The following is a 19,495-nucleotide window of genomic DNA, read 5'->3' on the forward strand; positions in this document are numbered from 1 at the left end:
ATATATTTTATAGATTTACAGAACAAATTTAAATGTTTTTAAATGATTATGATTGATTATGAATTTTTGATAAACTCTTTTTCTAGATGATCCATCATGTTCTGGGCTTTTTTTAATCCTGGAGATTCGTTTTCTTCTTCCATTTGTTCGAGTTCCACTATATTGAATTGCACTTCTTTCTTTAAAGTGTCCCACATTTTTTGATATACACGTTCTTCCATTATATTCAGCCTCCTTGAAAATCTACTTTCTATATAGTATTTACCCTTTTCATGGTTACACAATCATCATTAAACTTTGATTGGTAAATCAATGTAAAATAGTAGATTCTAATAAATACTTTTGATTATATTTCACAGCAAGCTTGTATATAAATGTGATTAAACATTGGTATTGAATTTCATTTTCTTGATATTGTGATTTATACTTCAAGTATTGGTTACGTTCTTCTTCAGTAGCAATTTTCTTAAAATACCCCCACATATGATCATAAGTATTGATGATTGAACCTTTAGTCGGAACTATGGCTTTAGCATCATCAATTTTACTTTGTAAATCGTCACATGTGATATCTCCCTTTAAAGCTTCTCTTATATCCAAATATGACTTTTGACTATGCATCATGACATTATATTTTTCATGTCTCCATAACTTTTCAATATCTGCTCTCTTACTCATGTTATCACCTACTTATATTACACCGAGGTGCAATTTTATCTGCTGTCCATTTCATAAATAATAATTTTTCATATTCTAAATAAGCTTCGTCACTCATTAATTTCGTTTCACCATAAACAAATATAGGTGGTAACTTTTCAGTAGAAAATACACCATCTTTAATGCCAGTATCAATCACATTACCCATATTTGAAATTTGATGCTCAAAGTCTTTAGACCTTTTCCCGCCTCTTCTTCTATGTTCTTTATCCATTTCTAACAATAATTCATAAGTGTCAGCTAAATAAGGATAGCCATCATTATAAACATGCTTCACAATAGGATGACTTAAATAACGTGTATTGCCATCAATATATTCAAGCTTAGCCAGACAAACATTAATAATTTGATAAAGTTCTAATACTTGCTTAGAAAGACGACGGTTATCTAAAAATTTTGCGCTTATTTCATGATTCTTGTGAACTCTAAAAATTTGCATTGCGTAATTCCTCTCTCATTATTTAACAATCATGATGATTCCGAAACAAATCAACAACATATAAATATATTTAATTAAAGCACGTTGATCAATTTTATTATTGATAATATGTCCCAACCATAATGTTAGGATGAGAAGCGGTAAAATGGCCAATAATAAATACCAAAGTGAGATTGACCAAAATCCTGAAACACCGTGACTAAAGACAATAAAACAACCTGTAATAAAAAAGTGTACTTGTGAAATGTTTTTCAAATCTGTAACATGCCATTTTTTCAAAGTTCCATATATAATAATCGGTACACCGTGACTATTATATGCACTACCTAAAACACCTGAAACAACACCTGCAATATAGTCATAAAACTTTGGAATATTCAATTTAACTTGGTATATATTCTTATAATAATTAATAAGATTAATAGCACCGTACAATAATATAAATACCCCTAAAAACTTAATAATCACATCTTCATTCGCCCATTTAACAATTACAATACCAATAGGCGTCCCAATAATAGAACCAATTAACAAACGTTTAATAATAGACCAATCTAGATTGCCACGGCTTCTAATAAACACAGGTAAAGCCACTAATAATCCAACAATTGCCACTACAGAAATAGACAATTTAAAATCTAAATTTAATAAAGCGAGTAATGGCATCGTAACCAAAGCCTCACCAAACCCAAACACAATTCGTACCATAGCCCCCAGTAGAATTGAAAAAATAACGAGTGTCCAAATAGTAATATCCATAGAATCCCCTTTTATATGTTTATAAAATAAAAACACCTTCTAAACATTAGAAAGTGTCAAAATTTCATTAATATTCTACTTCCATTATACCTTTTTTAAGAACTAAAAAATATGAAAAGAGTATAAAAACAAGGGAATACTAGAATATTTTACTAGCGTATTTAATAGTTCAACCTTTGTTATAATCAATTATGAAAAGTCATATAAGGAGGTTTGAAATTGTTTGAGTCAATTGAATTAATAAAAAGCTATTTTAATAATGAACCAATTGAAGACTACAAACTTGAAGAACTTAATATTAAGTATGAAGCTTGTAGTTTTCAAATTCACAATATTACTTATAGAAGTAGATGTGCTAAAAAGACATCTAATAAAAAAGGCTATTTTGTCGTATTTTGGGTTAAAGATCAAAATGATCAAAACAGACCTTATACATATTCAGAAACACCAGAAAAACTCATCATAGCTATACTAGATAATAATAAAAAAGGGCTGTTTATTTTTCCTAAAGATATTCTACTTAAGCAGAAAATCATAAGTAATCACGACGTAAATGGAAAAATGGCAATGAGAGTTTACCCACCATGGGAAAATCATTTAAATAAGACTGCTAGTCAAACTCAAAATTGGCAAAAAGAATTTTTCATAGATTTATCTAATATATCATTTATTCCCTCTTAACTTGTATATACAAGTTCAACAAGATATAATATGTTCATATACAAATAAAGGGGAATTATGTTATGCAGAATGATTTTGATTATATGCAAATGCTTAAAGGTGAACTATACATAGCACAGGATATTCATGAATCTAATGGTTCAAAAAAAGGAAAAATGTTAGCAGATAAAATTAATCATACACCTATTGAAAATAGTGATGAAATTATTAAATTAGAAAAAGAACTTTTTGGTAAAACAGGAGAAAATATATACTTACATCCACCACTCTATGTTGATTACGGTAGACATATCAATATTGGTGAGAATTTCTATGCTAATATGGATTGTATATTTCTAGATGTTAATTATATCAATATTGGTGATAATGTTATGTTTGGTCCAAGAGTGAGTTTATATACAGCAGGTCATCCAATAGATCCAACAATTCGAAATGAACAATTAGAATTTGGTCATGAAATTAATATTGGGAATAATGTATGGATTGGTGGAAATGCAGTCGTATTACCAGGCGTGTCGGTAGGAGAAAACTCTGTAATCGCATCAGGAGCAGTCGTAACAAAAGACGTGCCACCCAATACAGTTGTAGGTGGAAATCCAGCAAAAGTCATTAAGCAAATCACAAGTTCTGATTATGACAAATGGCATCGAATGAAATTAGAATATTACGAGAAAAAAAGACAATCAGTAGAAAAATGGTAGTCTTTAAAAGATCACCTCTCTGTAGGTGGTCTTTTTTTGATTTAGATCTCAAATATCTTAATTCTGGTATTGATATAATTTAATAAATATAGTATATTAGATTTATTAAATTATCAATAATTAAATCTTGCACTATTTCTGATTTAATTTTAACTTCCTTTAAACTACTGTTGAAACTTATATAGAGAAACTTCTTCAACGCTTATATACACTTCAATAATTCAAAACATGATTAACTTGAATTATTGATATGTTTAAGCGTTATTTTTTTATCCAATATTGGAAAAAAATAACAAAATAAAATTTATATATGATATTAAATACATCAATATGTATTAATATAATAACTTTTGAAAGGAGTAATTTATATGCAAGATAGTAAACCTAATAATAAAAAGAGGTTACTCTGGGGATGCTTCGGCTGTCTAGGAGTTATTGTTATTTTAGGAGTTTTATTAGGAGCATGTACTGTTATGATTGGAGGTAGTAATTCTAATCAATCTTCAAGTTCAACAAGTTCCAAAGATAAAAATTCGTCGGAGAAAAATCAAAAAGATGAAAAGACATTTAAAATCGGAGATAAAGTAAAAACTGATGAATTAGATTATACAGTTAAGTCTGTAAATAACTCCAAAACTGTTGGAAATAGCTTTGCCCCTCATGACGCTAAAGGTACATATCTTATTGTTGATATTACTGTTAAAAACAATGGTAATGATCCTGTTACTTTAGACAGTAATATGTTTAAATTAAAAATTGGCGACAAGACACTTGAACCAGATTCAGAAGGTTCTTTATCAGCAAATCAAGGGGAAGATGGCAGCATCAAAAATGATTTTATTTTCGAAAAATTAAATCCTGACAGCGAAATGACAGGTAAAATAGCATTTGATGTATCTGAGGATTTAATAAATAAAGATAATAAAATATTGCAAGTACAAAATAATTTATTAGGAACTTCTAAATCAGAAATTAATTTAAATTAACTTCAAACTTAAAGATCACCTCTATGTAGGTGGTCTTTTTTTGATTTAATAAAATCCTAATATTCTCCCTACAAATCCTATTATAATAAGAGTTGTGGCAATATACCATTTTATTTGAGTATGTTTCATCTCTTCCGTTTTTGCTTTTCCTTTTTCATCAAATAAAGATACGAGATCATCTTTTAAATCTTTTATATCAGTTTTAAGATCTGTTCTTATGATATTCATATCTGTTTTAAGATCTATTCTCATACTATGAATATCGCCTTTAAGCTCTGTTCTCATGCTATTCATATCTTCTTTGAGCTCTGTTCTCATGCTATTCATATCTTCTTTGAGCTCTGTTCTCATGCTATTCATATCTTCTTTGAGCTCTGTTCTTAAATTACTCATATCTTCTTTAAGCTCTGTTCTTAAATTACTTATATCTTCTTTAAACTCTGATCTCAAGCTATTCATATCTTCTTTAAACTCTGTTCCTAAATTATTTATATCTGTTTTTAATTCTAATCTTGTTGTAGTCAATTCTTGCTTTACTTCCTTGATATTATCTTCAAGTGTATTAAAGCGTGAGTCCATATGATTTTTATGTTCTTCAAATTCAGGTCTTGTTACAAAATCCATGTTTATCACCTCTTAGTTGTTATTATTATTTTAGTATGGTGTGAGATAATTAACGATATCTCAGTCTATTTTATTCTATATATTTTATATTATTATAAAATATACTTATTTTTAAATCAAGTTTTACTACGCCTATTATATGCTTTCTACTCTAGTTAGTTACAATCCCTCTAACTTTTGATACTATAGACCGCCTTAGTTACACTTCCACGGACTTTTGTTATTATGGCCGCCCTTAGTTACATTTCCTTCGACTTTTGTTACTATGGCCGCTCTTAGTTACAATTCCTACGACTTTTGTTACTATAGACGCCCTTAGTTACAATTCCACGGACTTTTGTTACTATAGACACCCTTAGTTACATTTCGAACAACTTTTGTTACTATAGCCTCCCTTATTTACACTTCCCACGACTTTTGTTTCTATAGCCAGCCTATTCATACTGCCACCAACCCATTACTTTATCTTCTCAATCACCATCACATACTCCCCCAAAAATCCACACAAAAAACCCTCAAAGCTTATGCTTTGAGGGTTAATAGCAATTAGTATTGCTTCATATATTGATCTCTTTCCCATTCTGATACTTGTGTTCTGTAATAATCCCACTCTAATGATTTAGATTGTATGAATTGGCGATAGATATGATTACCTAATGCTTGTTTAACAACTTTATTTTCTTTCATTGCTTTAACAGCTGTATAAAGTGTTGATGGTAAGTCTTGTACGCCTACCGCTTCACGTTCTTCTCTATCCATTTCATAGATGTTTTGATCTACTGATTCTGGTGGTGTTAATTTATTTTTAATACCATCTAATCCAGCTTCTAGGATAGTAGCTAATGCTAAGTAAGGATTAGCTGCTGGGTCTACTGAACGAATTTCAACACGTGTTGATAATCCGCGAGATACAGGTATTCTTACTAATGGTGAACGGTTTTGACCACTCCATGCGATATAACATGGTGCTTCATAACCAGGCACTAAACGTTTGTATGAATTTACTAATGGGTTACATACTGCTGTAAATCCACGTGCATTTTTCAAGATACCAGCAATAAAGTGATATGCATCATCAGTTAATTGCATTTCTCCATTTGGATCGAAGAACGCATTTTCTTTACCTTTGAATAATGAAACGTTAAAGTGCATTCCGCTTCCGTTTACACCAAATAATGGTTTTGGCATGAATGTCGCATGCAAGTTATGTTTACGCGCAATTGTTTTTACAACTAGTTTGAATGTTTGAATGTTATCACATGCTGTTATAGCATCAGCATATTTAAAGTCGATTTCATGTTGACCAGGTGCTACTTCATGGTGACTTGCTTCAATATCAAAGCCCATATCTTCTAATTCTAGAACGATATCACGACGACAGTTTTCACCTAAATCTGTAGGTGCTAAGTCGAAGTATCCACCATTATCATTTAATTCTAATGTTGGTTCTCCTTTTTCATCTAATTTGAATAAGAAGAATTCTGGTTCAGGTCCTAAGTTGAAATCTGTAAATCCTAACTCTTCCATCTCTTTTAATACACGTTTTAAATTTGTACGTGGATCACCAGGGAATGGTTTGCCATCTGGATTGTAAATGTCACAAATTAATCGTGCTACTTTGCCTTTTCCTGCAGTCCAAGGGAAAATTACCCAAGTGTCTAAGTCAGGACATAAATACATATCCGATTCTTCAATTCGCACGAATCCTTCAATTGAAGAACCGTCAAACATCATTTCATTGTTTAATACTTTTTCTAATTGTGCAATTGGTACTTCAACATTTTTAATTGTTCCTAAAATATCAGTAAATTGTAATCTTAAATAACGTACGTTTTCTTCGTCAGCAAAACGAAAAATATCTTCTTTTGTAAAAGTTTGTTTAGCCATGTGATTATCCTCCAGTTTTTAATTAAAAAATCTTGATAAATCTCCACGGTTAAGTGGTCCCTCTGTTTTAGAAGTTCCTCTAATTACCCGCTCTCTCATCTTCAGTTCTTCATCAGAAAGGTCATTTTCTTCTTCTAAAAGAATTTGTTTGATCCCTTTCATATTAAATCCCTTTTCGATAAGATTTTTAATTTCCAGTAATCGTTCAAGGTCATTTAAAGAAAATAACCGTTGATTACCTTCAGTCCTTTTGGGCGAAACGAGCTCATTGCTTTCGTAGTATCTGATTTGTCTGGCTGTTAGCTCTGTTAACTTGATTACGACACCAATCGGGAACACGGCCATGTTTCTTCTGATTATGTCTCTTGACAGCACGACCGCCTCCTTTTGTAAGAACTTGTTATAAATTTAGCACATAAATTTTCAGAAAACAAATGAATGTCAGGAAACCTTACATCTTTTATAATTCAACAAGATTTTGCTTGATTAAATGCTCTACAGCACGCGTTATCGCAATTTTAACATGTTCATAAGTTAATCCACCTTGAATGTATGCTTCATATGGTGGTCTAATTGGACCATCTGCCGTTAATTCAATTGAAGATCCTTGAATAAATGTACCTGCAGCCATAATAACATCATCTTCATAACCTGGCATATAGCTAGGCATCGGACTAAAATGCGCATTAATTGGAGATGCGTGTTGTATTGACTGACAAAATGCAATCATTTGTTCTTTTGTTTCAAAAGTAACAGATTGAATAATATCTGTGCGTTTATCTTGGTAATGCGGTGTCGTTGTCATATTTAATTTTTCTAACAAGCGAGAAGTAAATAATGCACCTTTCAAACTTTGACTGACAACATGTGGCGCTAAGAAGAACCCTTGATACATTTCTGGTAAACTTCCTAAAGATGCGCCCGCTTCTTTACCAATTCCTGGTGCTGTTAATCTGTATGCACAACGTTCTATCAGGTCAGCTTTTCCTGAAATATAACCGCCAATTTTAGCTAAACCACCTCCTGGATTTTTAATTAAAGAACCTGCTATTAAATCTGCACCAATTTCAATGGGTTCTTTATCTTCAACAAATTCTCCATAACAATTATCTACAAAGACAATTTTATCTGGATATGTTTCTTTAATCGCTTTGATTGCTTGTTCAATTTGTGCAATTGTTAATGAAGGTCGCGAACTATAACCTTTAGATCTTTGTATCGCAATGACTTTAGTATTTTCATTAATATTTTCTAACACTGAGTTTATATCTATTTCATTTTGTTTCAATGGTACTTCTCGGTATGTGATACCTTGTTCGATAAAACTTCCTATACCATTACCATTTATACCGATTACTTCTAATAACGTATCATAAGGTGTTCCTGTAATATATAATAATTCGTCTCCATATTTCAGTTGGCTGTTAAGCGCTAATGTTATAGCGTGCGTACCTGAAATAATTTGAGGTCTTACTAAACTGTCTTCAGCTTTAAATACTTTACTATAAACATCTTCTAAATGATCTCGACCTACATCATCGTATCCATATCCAGTTGTACCGATTAAGTCTGATTCAGTGATTTTTACTTCATGAAATGCATCAAGTACATGTTCTTGCGCAATTAATGCATTATGTTCGATTTGATCAAAATATGGTCTTAATTCTTTTTCTACATCAATAATTAATTCTTTTAATTTCTGTTCCATTTGTTTACCTCTTATTTCTGTTTATAACCTTTTATGTGATATGTTTCTGTTTCTTCATCAAAATCCATTTTTTCAACTAAAGTATGGGTTTTTTGCCAATATAATTTGTCAGCATCACTTGATGGAATATCCATTTCATAGTAATCCATTGTCTCTTTAATCATATCGACTAATTTTTCTTTAAATATAGCTTTATCATTAGAATCTTTAGCTGAAACAAATATAGATTGTCCTGATATTGCTGAATGATTAGAAGGCGCTAAATCTTTTTTATTAAATACGACTAACATCGGAATATGGCCCATATCTAATTGATTAACTAAAGTCATAACCGTTTCATACTGTTCCATATAGTGTGGATGACTTGCATCTACAACATGAACGAGTAATTGCGCATATTTCGCTTCTTCTAAAGTAGACTTAAATGCCGCAATCAATGTTGTAGGCAACTTCTGAATAAACCCAACTGTATCAGAAAGTATGACGTTAAACCCGTCATTTATTGTAATGGCGCGAGATTTAGGATCTAAAGTCGCAAATAATAAATCTTGTTCAAATGTTTCATCATTTGATAACTGATTAAACCACGAAGATTTACCGGCATTTGTATAGCCAATTAATGCAACTTGGTATGCTTGATTATGTTGACGTCGTTCTCTATATCGTGATCGATGAGAAACGATTGTTTCTAGTTGATGCTTTATTTCATTCATTCGAGTACGAATATGCCTTCTATCTGTTTCTAATTTCGTTTCACCTGGACCTCTCGTACCAATTCCGCCACCTAAACGAGATAAGCTTTTGCCGTGTCCAGATAATCTCGGCAATAAATAATCTAACTGTGCTAATTCAACTTGCAATTGACCTTCTCTACTTGAAGCTCTTTGCGCAAAAATTTCTAAAATCAATTGAGTGCGGTCTATAATTTTTGTGTTAAATAACTCATCTAAATGTTTCGATTGCGCAGTTGTCAATTCATCATTTGCGATGACTGCATTCACTTTAATATCATTCAATTCGATATATTCAATGACTTCTTCTATTTTACCTTTACCAAAATAATATTGTTGATCAGGTCGCTCTCTTTTTTGAGTGAAGACTTCCATGACTTCTAGTTGGCTTGTAACAGCAAGAGATTCCAATTCTTGAACTGTTGATTTAAATGTTGCTTCATCATCTTTTTTATCATGAATTGCTAACAGGATTACTTTTTCTGTTTCATGTTTTGTCGACTTCATATCATTTTTCATTTTTATCACGCTCACTTTAAATATATTTTAACATATAAACATGCATGCAAATTGATATGACTTTGATAAATTTTTGATTATAATAGAATTAAGAAAAGGAGTGATGGCAATGTCAATTTATGACTTCGTTGTTGCAAAAACGAACGGTGAAGAATATTCATTATCTGAGTATAAAGGAAAAGCAATTTTAATTGTTAATACAGCAAGTGAATGTGGTTTCACACCTCAATTTGAAGGGTTAGAAGCTTTATACCAAGATTATAAAGATCAAGATTTCGTGGTGTTAGGATTCCCATGTAATCAATTTGGTAATCAAGAACCTGGTGACTCTTATGAAGCATACCAAAATTGTAAATTAAATTATGGTGTAACTTTCCCAATGCATGAAAAAATAAAAGTTAAAGGTTCAGAACAACATCCACTTTATGAATATCTTACTTCTGCTAAAAAAGGTATTTTAAATGGATCAATTAAATGGAACTTTACTAAGTTCTTAGTAAATAAAGACGGAGAAGTTGTGAATCGATTTTCTCCACAAAAAAGTCCTGAACAATTGAGAAGTTCAATAGAAGCAGTATTATAATTGATTACACATAAATAAGCGGCTAAGACAATAAAATGTCCTAGCCGCTTATTTTTTCATACACGATTATTGTTCGCTATCTTGATTTTCATCATCTTGAGCATCTACGAAAGTTGAGATAGCATGTTTGTAAATTAGATGTTCTTTCCCTAGAATATCTAATAATACAACTTTGTCGTCAAAGTCGACAATTTTCCCTTTCATTTGAAATCCATTTAGTAAGAATACTGTAAGTTCAGTTCCTTCTGATTTGAATTTCTTAAGTAAAACTTCTTGAATATTTTCTTTCTCTGCCATATGACTTTCCCCTTCACTTGGATAATTGGATTACGTTGTCTGCGATTTCTGTTAAAGACTGTTTATCCCGTTGAAACCAAGTCACATTCATTTTATTTTTAAACCATGTCATTTGACGTTTGGCATATCTTCTTGAATTTTGCTTGATTTGTTCTGTAGAAGTTTCTATGTCTATTTCTCCTTTTACTACTGGTATCAATTCTTTGTATCCAATTGCTTGCATACTTTGTGAATCTTCATACCCTTTCTCAACAAGATTAGACACTTCTCTTAATAATCCTCGCTGCAACATCATGTCAACGCGCATATTAATTCTTTGATATAATGTTTCGCGCGACATTTCTATCCCAATTAATATTGTACTATATTTTCCAGAAAATGTCTGGCTTTTCTTTCTTTCACTTAAAGTTTTTTTTGTATTTAAGTAATATTCAATTGCTCGTTCTACTCTTTTACGATTGTTCGGATGCACTGATGACGCAGTTTCTGGGTCGATCTCATATAAATAATTGTGCAATTCAATATTTGAGCATTTAGATAATTTATTTAATTTATTTTTTGTAATTTCCATTTTTTCAGAACTGATTTTTTCTTCTTCAAGGTTATAATCATATAAAACTGACTGTACATATAAACCTGTTCCACCGACAAGTATCGGCAATTTACCTCTAGCATGAATATCCTTTACAATTCTTTCAAAGTCTTGTTTAAATCGATAAACTGAATATGGTTCATCCGGTTCATATACATCTATTAAATGATGAACAACGCCTTCTTTTTCTTCTTCTGTCACTTTTGCTGTACCAATATCTAGACCTTTATAAATTTGAAAGGCATCACCATTAATGACTTCACCGTTTAAAGATTTTGCTAATTTAATGCTTAATTCTGTTTTACCTACTGCAGTAGGGCCTACTATTGCAATTAATGGTTTTTCATTCATTTGATATTTCCTCTTTTTCTAATTGTTTAATTTGTACCTTCAACCAATTATATAAATGTTCATACACTGCATAACGGTTCGTCTCAAATAAAACTTCGTGACGCTTATTCTTATATAATTGTACTGTGACATGCTTAACGCCTGAACGTTTATAAATAGAAGCTAACTGTTTAATACCGTTACCGAATCCACCAAAGTGATCTTCTTTACCTGATACTAGTAAAATCGGCATATTTAAATTTTGTTTTTTAATATAATTGATTTTCTTCGTTTGGACAGCTGCCTTTACTGTTTCTAAAAGTACTTTATGTGAAATTGGAAATCCTGAATAAACATCTTTTTCATATTGCTCGCGATTTTCATCACTTTGACTTAACCATTTATTATCTTTATTTAAATCTTTATGTTGTCGATTCATTGTCTTAAAAGCAATATTATTGATAAATTTTGATTTCGTGCGACTACCTAAAAATAAATTCACAAACTTTAATGCATATAAATTTAACTTGCCTTGAATTTTAGGGTAAACAACCGTCCCTGAAAGTATCAACGCATCTACATCATTAGGATAATCGTGAACAAATTGTCTCGCAACTAGCGAACCCATAGAGTGTCCTAGCATTATAAATGGCAATTTTGGATTAAGTTCATTTTTAAACGTATCACTTACTTCTTTAACATCATCGACTAATTCTTGTAATGCATTAAAATGACCTCTTGAAGAAGCTTCTATGTTCATACCGTGACCTCTGTGGTTATGACGGATAACATGAAAACCTCTTTTACATAAATATTCTGCTACTGCATCATATCTATCTTTATGTTCAGCCACACCATGCAGTATATGTATAATTCCAAACGGTTTTTCATCCGTTTTATCAATTGTAACTTCTAAAGTTTGTTCTGTAGATAATGTAATTCTATGATTAAATCGTCTCAAAGACATGCGCCTCCCTTATAAAACATTATAGCAAAATCTATAGTGCTTAAAAATATATTCACAAATCAATCACATAATATATAAAAAACCTGCCGACAAAAATTGTCAGCAGGTTTAAATAGTTGGTTTATAAATTATTTAATAATAGCTGGTTGATCATTTGGATTAACCGCTTCTTTAATAGCTTGTTCTAATTCATCTTTATAAACGCGTTTAGTATCATTATCATAATTTAATACTTGAGCCATTACTTCAACTATCGCATCTTTATGATCTAATACATATTGAATATCAAAGTATAAACGACCTGAACGACGTACTAAGAAGTCAGTTGGTTTATGAACCATTTCTTTTTGAATGCTGTAAATAACTTCAGCATATACTTCGATTGGAAGATTAACATCTGCAACTTGTGTAGCATGAGCAATAGCAAATACTTCATCTACATTAGATCCGTATTTTCTAGCTAAATAACGTGCTGCATCTTCTGATAAGTTATAGTTTTTAGCTTCTTTAACTTTACTTTCAACGAATGATTCATAATTTTTACTACCACCAACGTTACCGCCAGAAATGTAAGTTTCTTTTGTACGACAAGGTTTGAACGATAATTTATATTCTTCTTTAAGACGTTTACTTAATAAATCAACAATATCTTGAGCCATATGACGGTAACCTGTTAATTTACCACCAGCGATTGTAAGTAAGCCTGAATCGCCTTCCCAAATTTCGTCTTTACGAGAAATTTCTGATGGATCTTTACCTTTTTCAAAGATTAATGGTCTAACACCAGCCCAAGTTGATTCGATATCTTTATCTTCAACTTTTACAGTTGGGAACATATAGTGAATAGCATCTAATAAATATTGACGATCTTCTTCTGTAACTTTAGGAGAAGATTTATCATTATCATAAATTGTATCAGTAGTACCAACGTATGCTTTTCCATCTCTAGGAATTGCGAAAATCATTCTGCCATCATTTTCTGTATCAAAGTATACAGCTTGACCTAATGGGAATATGCTTTGGTCTATTACAATATGAACACCTTTAGTTAATCTAAGTTGTTTATTGTTTGTTGAATAGTCTTTACCACGTACTTCATCAACCCATGGACCTGCCGCGTTGATAACTCTTTTACCTTTAATTTCGAAAATTTCATTTTGCAATAAATCAGTTACTTCGATACCTGATACTTTTTTCTTTTTGTTGTATAAGAATTTATTTGATTTAGCATAGTTAATGATATCTGCACCAAATTCACGTGCGCGTTTCATAACTTCAATTGTTAAACGAGCATCATCTGTACGGTACTCAACATAGTAACCACCAGCTTTTAAACCGTCTTGTTTTACAAGTGGTTCTTTCTTAATTGTTTCTTCTCTGTTTAACATTGTACGACGTTCAGCTTTTTTAACACCTGCTAAGAAATCATAAACTTTCAAGCCGATTGATGTTGTAAATGGACCCATGCTACCGCCTTTGTGTAAAGGTAATAACATCCATTCTGGTGTTGTTACGTGAGGACCATTTTCATAAACGATCGCTCTTTCTTTACCAGTTTCAGCAACTACGCCAACTTGGAATTGTTTTAAGTAACGTAATCCACCATGAACTAATTTCGTACTTCTAGAACTTGTACCTTGTGCAAAGTCTTGCATTTCAACTAATGCTACTTTCATACCACGTTGCGCTGCATCTAAAGCAATACCTGCACCAGTGATTCCTCCACCGATAACAACTACGTCATATTCAGTATTTTTAAGTTGATCTTTAACTTGATTACGATTTAATGCTGATAATTGTTGCATAACCATTTCCTCCTATAAAATGTAAAAAAATGAGAGACTTATCCCTACAAAAATGTACGAACAAAGCCTCTCATGTCTCTACGAAATATTAACTTAACTATATGATAACACAACTTAATCTAATTTAAAAGCTTGAGTGGCTTTTACTGCAGTTTTCCAACCTTTATAAAGTTTTTCACGTTCTTCTTCTTCAAGTTCAGGTTTGAATTCTGTTTCTAATTTCCAACGTTGTTTTATCTCATCTTTAGATTTCCAGAAACCTACTGCTAATCCAGCTAAGTATGCTGCACCTAATGCAGTTGTTTCATTTACTTCTGGTCTTTCTACTGGCGTATTTACAATATCAGCTTGGAATTGCATTAAGAAATTATTCTTAACAGCACCGCCATCAACTCTTAATGTTTCAACATTAATGCCAGAATCTTTTTCCATTGCTTCTAACACATCTCTAGTTTGGTAACATAATGATTCTAAAGTTGCTCTAATGAAATGTTCTTTTTCAGTACCACGTGTTAAGCCGAAGATTGCACCTCTAGCATCTGCATCCCAATAAGGTGTACCTAAACCAACAAACGCTGGTACGACGTATACGCCTTCTGTAGATTTAACACGATTTGCATAATCTTCTGATGCTGGTGCTGATTTAATCATTCTTAAACCATCTCTTAACCATTGAATAGCAGATCCTGATACGAAAATACTACCTTCAAGTGCGTAGTTTACTTTACCATCTAGACCATAAGCTAATGTTGTTAATAAACCACTTTCAGATTTTACAGCTTTTTCACCAGTGTTCATTAACATAAATCCACCAGTACCGTATGTGTTCTTAACTTCTCCACTTTCGAAGCAAGCTTGTCCGAATAATGCAGCTTGTTGGTCACCTGCTACACCAGCGATTGCAATTTTTTCACCGAAGAAGTGATGTTGTTGAGTATAACCATATACTTCACTTGAAGGTTTAACTTCTGGCAACATAGAAGCTGGTACATCAAGATATTCTAATAATTCTTCGTCCCATTTCAAGTCATAAATGTTATACATTAATGTTCTACTTGCGTTTGAATAATCTGTTACATGAACGTCACCTGTAAATTTCCAGATTAACCATGTATCAATTGTTCCGAATAATAAATCGCCGTTTTCAGCTTTTTCTCTAGCACCTTCAACATTATCAAGAATCCATTTAACTTTTGTACCTGAGAAATATGGATCTAATAATAGACCAGTTTTTTCTTTAAAAATTGGTTCTAAATCTTTAGATTTTAATTCTGTACAAATGTCTTGAGTTTGTCGAGATTGCCAAACAATTGCATGATAAACTGGGCGTCCCGTATTTTTATCCCATACGACAGCAGTTTCCCTTTGGTTTGTGATACCAATACCTTCGATTTGTTTTGGACTAATGTTATTTTCATTAAGTACACTTGAAATAACTGCTAATACTGAAGTCCAAATTTCATTCGCATCATGCTCAACCCAACCACCTTTAGGGAAGTATTGCTTAAATTCTCTTTGACTCACAAATTTGATAGTACCTTCTTTATCAAAAAGTATTGCTCTAGAACTTGTTGTACCTTGGTCAATTGATAAAATGTATTTTTCCATATTAAACACTCCTATAAATTTGTATATTACAGAATTTCTGAAACTTCGTCTTTAAGTATTGATTTATTTAAGAAAATACCAGACAATACGACAATCACTGTAAAGATGATTGAGAATATAACAAAACCGTTTACAACCCCGTTAAATAAAATATTAAATAATGCTGCACCTAACATACCGCCTGAAATCGGTCCTAAAATTGGCACAATTGCATATTTCCAATTTGAACTTCCTTTACCCGGAATTGGTAATAGCATATGCATGATACGTGGTCCGATATCACGAGCTGGGTTAATCGCATAACCTGTCGCACCACCTAAACTTAAACCAATTGCTACGATTAATAAACCAACAATTAAAGGATTTAAGCCATCAGTAAATTTATTAGTTCCTATAAATAATAATCCCATAACTAAGATCATAGTTCCAATAATCTCACTTAAGAAGTTTGCTACATAGTTTGGATAAGCTGGACCAGTTGAGAATACACCTAACTTAGCACCTTGATCTTCAGTTTTTTTCCAATGTGGTAAATAAGTAGCCCATACTAAAAATGCACCAATCATAGCACCAAGCATTTGAGCCACAATAAATGGAACAACTTTAGACCATGGGAATGATCCGTCAATTGCAAAGCCAAGCGTAACAGCTGGGTTTAAATGTGCCCCGGAAACATTACCAACTGCATAAACACCAAGCATAACAGCTAGCCCCCAACCTAATGAAATAACAATCCAGTCTGCACCTTTACCAAGTGCCCCTTTTAGATTGACGTTAGCACATACACCGCCACCAAATAATATTAAGATGGCTGTACCAATTAATTCGCCTAAAAATTCACTCATATTAAACACCCTCCTAAATATAATATGCTAATACATAAAAAGCCCCCTACGTTGAACTACACATCATATTCATATAGTAATTTATACAAATTTAACGCATAGTTTCTTTTCGTAGAGGGTCTCATTTACTCATCTCATATATTAACTTAATTAGAAGTATAATACTTTATGAAAACGTTGTCAAATAAATTTACCAAATTGTAATATCGCTAGATGTAACATATTGTGCACCGCTTTCAATTGCTAAATCAATTTCTTCTTTCGTATTAATTAATCCACCTGCAATAATTCGCTTACCTGTTTTATCACTAATTTCCTTGATCACTTTAGTAGCAACTCCTGGCAGTACTTCTACTAAATCAGGGTCTGATTGTTTAATCAGTTCAATACTTCTACTTAACGCTGTGCTATCAAGAATGAACACACGTAATATCGTTAACGTATTTAATTTTTTGGCACGTTTAATAATTTTTGATTTCGTTGATATAATGCCATGTGGTTTATATTGTTGTATAACATATTCAACAGCCGCTTCATCATTTGATAAACCTTTAATTAAATCAATGTGTAGCATCACTTCTTTTTGATGCTTTTTCATTTGCTCTAAAATGCCTTGCAAATGACCGATATGTGTATCTAATAAAACGCATCTTTCATAATCCATTTTTAAAAACTTTTCCATATCTTTCATAGAGCGAATAGCCGGTAATATATGCTTATTCATTTTATCCTCCTACATAACGCGTTTAAATAATTTTTCTAATTCATACGTCGTTAATTCAATAATAATTGGTCTTCCGTGCGGACAAGTAAATGGGTCAGTTGTTTCTCTTAATTCATCAATTAAATGACTCATTTCATGATTTCTTAAATAATGATTAGCTTTAATAGATTTCTTACAACTCATCATAATTGCTGCATCTTCTCTTAATTTTTTAATATCAACTTTTTCATGATTTAACACGTAATCGATCATATCTTTAATAATTTCTTCAGCCTCAACATTTGGCAACCAAACTGGGTATTCGCTCACCATATAGTCATGATGACCAATTGGTTCTAAAAATACGCCCGCTTCAGCAAGTGATTGTAAATACTTTTCAATAATCATGTGTTCATCTTTAGAAAAATTAAATGTTAGTGGCAACAACAAACTTTGTGTTTCGTTTGTGACTTCACCAATTTTTTCTTTGAAAAATTCATATTTAATTCGTTCTTGCGCTGCATGTTGATCAATCATAAACATGCCCGTATCATTTTGTGCCACAATATATGTTCCGTGAACTTGACCTACAACTTCCATATACGGTACACGTGGCGCTTCAGATACTTGCTCTTCTTCAATTGGCGCTTGATATGGTGTATCGACATGCTCTACTGTATTTTGAACTTCATAAGTTTCTTCATTATTTTCAATATGCTCTGGTTCATCATGTTGAACATCTATATCTCTATTAGCTTCTTGACCGATTGTATCTTCTTGTATAACCGAATGATGTTCTGTTTTATCTTTAAATTGCCAAGAAGATGAAGGTTCTCTACTTGTAATGTCATTTGTTTTTTCAATTTCTTCAACACTTTTAGTATTATGAGATATTTGCTGATGTTGAGTTGTATTTTGATTTCTTTTAGCTTCAAAATCTATTTTTTGTTGTTCAAAAATTTCTTTTTGTGATTTTTTAGGTTTTTGCTTTTCTAAAGATGTGTCTGGAATTAATGACATACCTCTAAATGCTTCTTTAATTTTTTGATTAATCAAATCATAAAGTAGTTGTTCTTTAGAAAGCCTTACTTCTAGTTTAGTTGGATGTACGTTAACATCTACTAAAATCGGATCCATTTCAATATTTAAATAAACGATTGGATATCTACCGATTGGTAAGAGTGTATGATAACCTTCTATAATCGCTTTGTTAAGTACAAAGTTCTTAATATATCGCCCGTTGATAAATATAGAAATATAATGACGATTGCTTCTCGTGTGCTCAGGTTTACAAATAAATCCGTTTACAACGTAATCATCTGTTTCTCCATTAATTGGTACAAGATCTTTTGCAATTTTCATACCATAAATTTCAGCCATTACTTCATTTGTTCTACCTGAGCCATTTGTTGAAATAACTGTTTTATCATCTGATACGAGATTAAATGCGATATTCGGATGACTCATTGCCATTCTATTAACTATATCCGTAATTTTACCCAGTTCAGTATACAAACTTTTAACATATTTTAATCTTGCTGGCGTATTATAGAATAAATCTTCAACAAGAATATCTGTACCTTTTTTAGCTTTAGCAGGTTGTTTTTTCGTAATTTCACCATTTTCAACGCGCACTTCATGTCCAAGCATACCATCCGTACAAGTCTTCATCGTCACTCTACTAACTGATGAAATACTCGCTAAAGCTTCACCTCTAAAACCAAGTGTACGAATATGAAACAAATCATAATCGTTATTGATTTTACTTGTCGCATGTCTACCAAATGCTTTGGCAATATCTTCTTCTTCAATGCCTGTTCCATTATCTACGACTCTAATAGATTGAATACCTGATTCTTTAATCGTAATATCAATTTGAGTTGCTTGAGCATCAATTGCATTTTCCAACAATTCTTTTACGACAGAAGCTGGTCTTTCTACCACTTCACCTGCAGCTATTTTGTTGGCTAAAGATAATTCAAGTTCTTTAATTTTTCCCAATGCACTCACACT

20 protein-coding genes and 1 pseudogene are annotated in these 19,495 nt (G+C 31.9%); 4 read left to right on the forward strand and 17 right to left on the reverse strand.

From position 1 onward, the window contains the following. Positions 1-56: 56 nt before the first annotated feature. The 4 genes from LQ677_RS00690 to LQ677_RS00705 form a co-directional block, all read right to left on the reverse strand. Complete coding sequence (locus LQ677_RS00690) at positions 57-221, reverse strand: hypothetical protein (RefSeq protein WP_162841924.1); 165 nt, start codon at positions 219-221, stop codon at positions 57-59. Between the two features lie 88 nt (positions 222-309). Next, on the reverse strand, positions 310-678 hold the full coding sequence (locus LQ677_RS00695) for a YbgA family protein (protein ID WP_159315059.1): 369 nt from the start codon (positions 676-678) through the stop codon (positions 310-312). A 4-nt stretch (positions 679-682) separates the two neighbouring features. Then, positions 683-1,156 (reverse strand): pyrimidine dimer DNA glycosylase/endonuclease V, encoded by a 474-nt coding sequence (locus LQ677_RS00700; RefSeq protein WP_159315060.1) that lies wholly within the window; start codon positions 1,154-1,156, stop codon positions 683-685. Positions 1,157-1,174: 18 nt separating this feature from the next. After that, complete coding sequence (locus LQ677_RS00705) at positions 1,175-1,915, reverse strand: sulfite exporter TauE/SafE family protein (protein ID WP_159315061.1); 741 nt, start codon at positions 1,913-1,915, stop codon at positions 1,175-1,177. A 219-nt stretch (positions 1,916-2,134) separates the two neighbouring features. Between LQ677_RS00705 and LQ677_RS00710 the strand changes: the two genes are divergently transcribed. The 3 genes from LQ677_RS00710 to LQ677_RS00720 all read left to right on the forward strand — a co-directional run bounded on the left by LQ677_RS00710 (position 2,135) and on the right by LQ677_RS00720 (position 4,283). After that, complete coding sequence (locus LQ677_RS00710; RefSeq protein ID WP_204255085.1) at positions 2,135-2,596, forward strand: MepB family protein; 462 nt, start codon at positions 2,135-2,137, stop codon at positions 2,594-2,596. A gap of 62 nt (positions 2,597-2,658) precedes the next feature. Next, on the forward strand, positions 2,659-3,297 hold the full coding sequence (locus LQ677_RS00715) for a sugar O-acetyltransferase (RefSeq protein ID WP_239748000.1): 639 nt from the start codon (positions 2,659-2,661) through the stop codon (positions 3,295-3,297). Between the two features lie 368 nt (positions 3,298-3,665). Next, complete coding sequence (locus tag LQ677_RS00720; RefSeq protein WP_239748001.1) at positions 3,666-4,283, forward strand: DUF4352 domain-containing protein; 618 nt, start codon at positions 3,666-3,668, stop codon at positions 4,281-4,283. A gap of 45 nt (positions 4,284-4,328) precedes the next feature. Here the strand turns inward: LQ677_RS00720 and LQ677_RS00725 are convergent, their stop codons facing one another. From LQ677_RS00725 to hflX, 5 genes and pseudogenes are all read right to left on the reverse strand, one after another. Then, positions 4,329-4,907 carry a CCDC90 family protein gene (locus LQ677_RS00725; protein WP_239748002.1) on the reverse strand — a complete coding sequence of 193 codons (579 nt, stop codon included), beginning with the start codon at positions 4,905-4,907 and terminating at the stop codon, positions 4,329-4,331. Positions 4,908-5,453: 546 nt separating this feature from the next. Continuing rightward, entirely contained in the window at positions 5,454-6,794 is a 1,341-nt protein-coding gene (gene glnA, locus LQ677_RS00730) for a type I glutamate--ammonia ligase (protein WP_025905621.1), read from the reverse strand. Between the two features lie 137 nt (positions 6,795-6,931). Further along, positions 6,932-7,169: pseudogene (locus LQ677_RS00735) on the reverse strand (MerR family transcriptional regulator); the annotation flags it as partial. A gap of 85 nt (positions 7,170-7,254) precedes the next feature. After that, on the reverse strand, positions 7,255-8,502 hold the full coding sequence (locus LQ677_RS00740; RefSeq protein ID WP_037587883.1) for a methionine gamma-lyase family protein: 1,248 nt from the start codon (positions 8,500-8,502) through the stop codon (positions 7,255-7,257). Between the two features lie 11 nt (positions 8,503-8,513). Further along, positions 8,514-9,752, reverse strand: coding sequence for a GTPase HflX (gene hflX / locus LQ677_RS00745; RefSeq protein WP_239748003.1), 1,239 nt, complete (start codon positions 9,750-9,752; stop codon positions 8,514-8,516). Positions 9,753-9,861: 109 nt separating this feature from the next. Between hflX and LQ677_RS00750 the strand changes: the two genes are divergently transcribed. Continuing rightward, on the forward strand, positions 9,862-10,335 hold the full coding sequence (locus LQ677_RS00750; protein ID WP_037587881.1) for a glutathione peroxidase: 474 nt from the start codon (positions 9,862-9,864) through the stop codon (positions 10,333-10,335). A gap of 66 nt (positions 10,336-10,401) precedes the next feature. Here LQ677_RS00750 and hfq read toward each other — a convergent pair whose 3' ends face one another. The 8 genes from hfq to mutL all read right to left on the reverse strand — a co-directional run bounded on the left by hfq (position 10,402) and on the right by mutL (position 19,492). Beyond that, positions 10,402-10,632: an RNA chaperone Hfq gene (hfq, locus tag LQ677_RS00755; RefSeq protein ID WP_037587879.1), complete on the reverse strand. Its 231-nt coding sequence runs from the start codon at positions 10,630-10,632 to the stop codon at positions 10,402-10,404. Positions 10,633-10,645: 13 nt separating this feature from the next. Then, positions 10,646-11,575 carry a tRNA (adenosine(37)-N6)-dimethylallyltransferase MiaA gene (gene miaA / locus LQ677_RS00760; RefSeq protein WP_126477433.1) on the reverse strand — a complete coding sequence of 310 codons (930 nt, stop codon included), beginning with the start codon at positions 11,573-11,575 and terminating at the stop codon, positions 10,646-10,648. Next, entirely contained in the window at positions 11,568-12,515 is a 948-nt protein-coding gene (locus tag LQ677_RS00765) for an alpha/beta fold hydrolase (RefSeq protein WP_239748004.1), read from the reverse strand. The genes miaA and LQ677_RS00765 overlap by 8 nt, the downstream gene beginning before the upstream one ends. Positions 12,516-12,649: 134 nt before the next feature. Next, positions 12,650-14,326 carry a glycerol-3-phosphate dehydrogenase/oxidase gene (locus LQ677_RS00770; RefSeq protein ID WP_206167097.1) on the reverse strand — a complete coding sequence of 559 codons (1,677 nt, stop codon included), beginning with the start codon at positions 14,324-14,326 and terminating at the stop codon, positions 12,650-12,652. Positions 14,327-14,440: 114 nt separating this feature from the next. After that, positions 14,441-15,934 carry a glycerol kinase GlpK gene (glpK, locus tag LQ677_RS00775; RefSeq protein WP_037587871.1) on the reverse strand — a complete coding sequence of 498 codons (1,494 nt, stop codon included), beginning with the start codon at positions 15,932-15,934 and terminating at the stop codon, positions 14,441-14,443. 26 nt (positions 15,935-15,960) lie between these two features. Then, the gene (locus LQ677_RS00780) at positions 15,961-16,779 is read right to left on the reverse strand and encodes an MIP/aquaporin family protein (protein ID WP_191835518.1); all 819 of its coding nucleotides are present in this window, start codon (positions 16,777-16,779) and stop codon (positions 15,961-15,963) included. 190 nt (positions 16,780-16,969) lie between these two features. Beyond that, entirely contained in the window at positions 16,970-17,503 is a 534-nt protein-coding gene (locus LQ677_RS00785) for a glycerol-3-phosphate responsive antiterminator (RefSeq protein ID WP_049319001.1), read from the reverse strand. 9 nt (positions 17,504-17,512) lie between these two features. After that, on the reverse strand, positions 17,513-19,492 hold the full coding sequence (mutL, locus tag LQ677_RS00790) for a DNA mismatch repair endonuclease MutL (protein ID WP_374199832.1): 1,980 nt from the start codon (positions 19,490-19,492) through the stop codon (positions 17,513-17,515). Between the last annotated feature and the right edge of the window lie 3 nt (positions 19,493-19,495).

The sequence above is a fragment of the Mammaliicoccus sp. Q-M61 genome (assembly GCF_022386055.1).
Classification (GTDB): domain Bacteria; phylum Bacillota; class Bacilli; order Staphylococcales; family Staphylococcaceae; genus Mammaliicoccus; species Mammaliicoccus sciuri_A.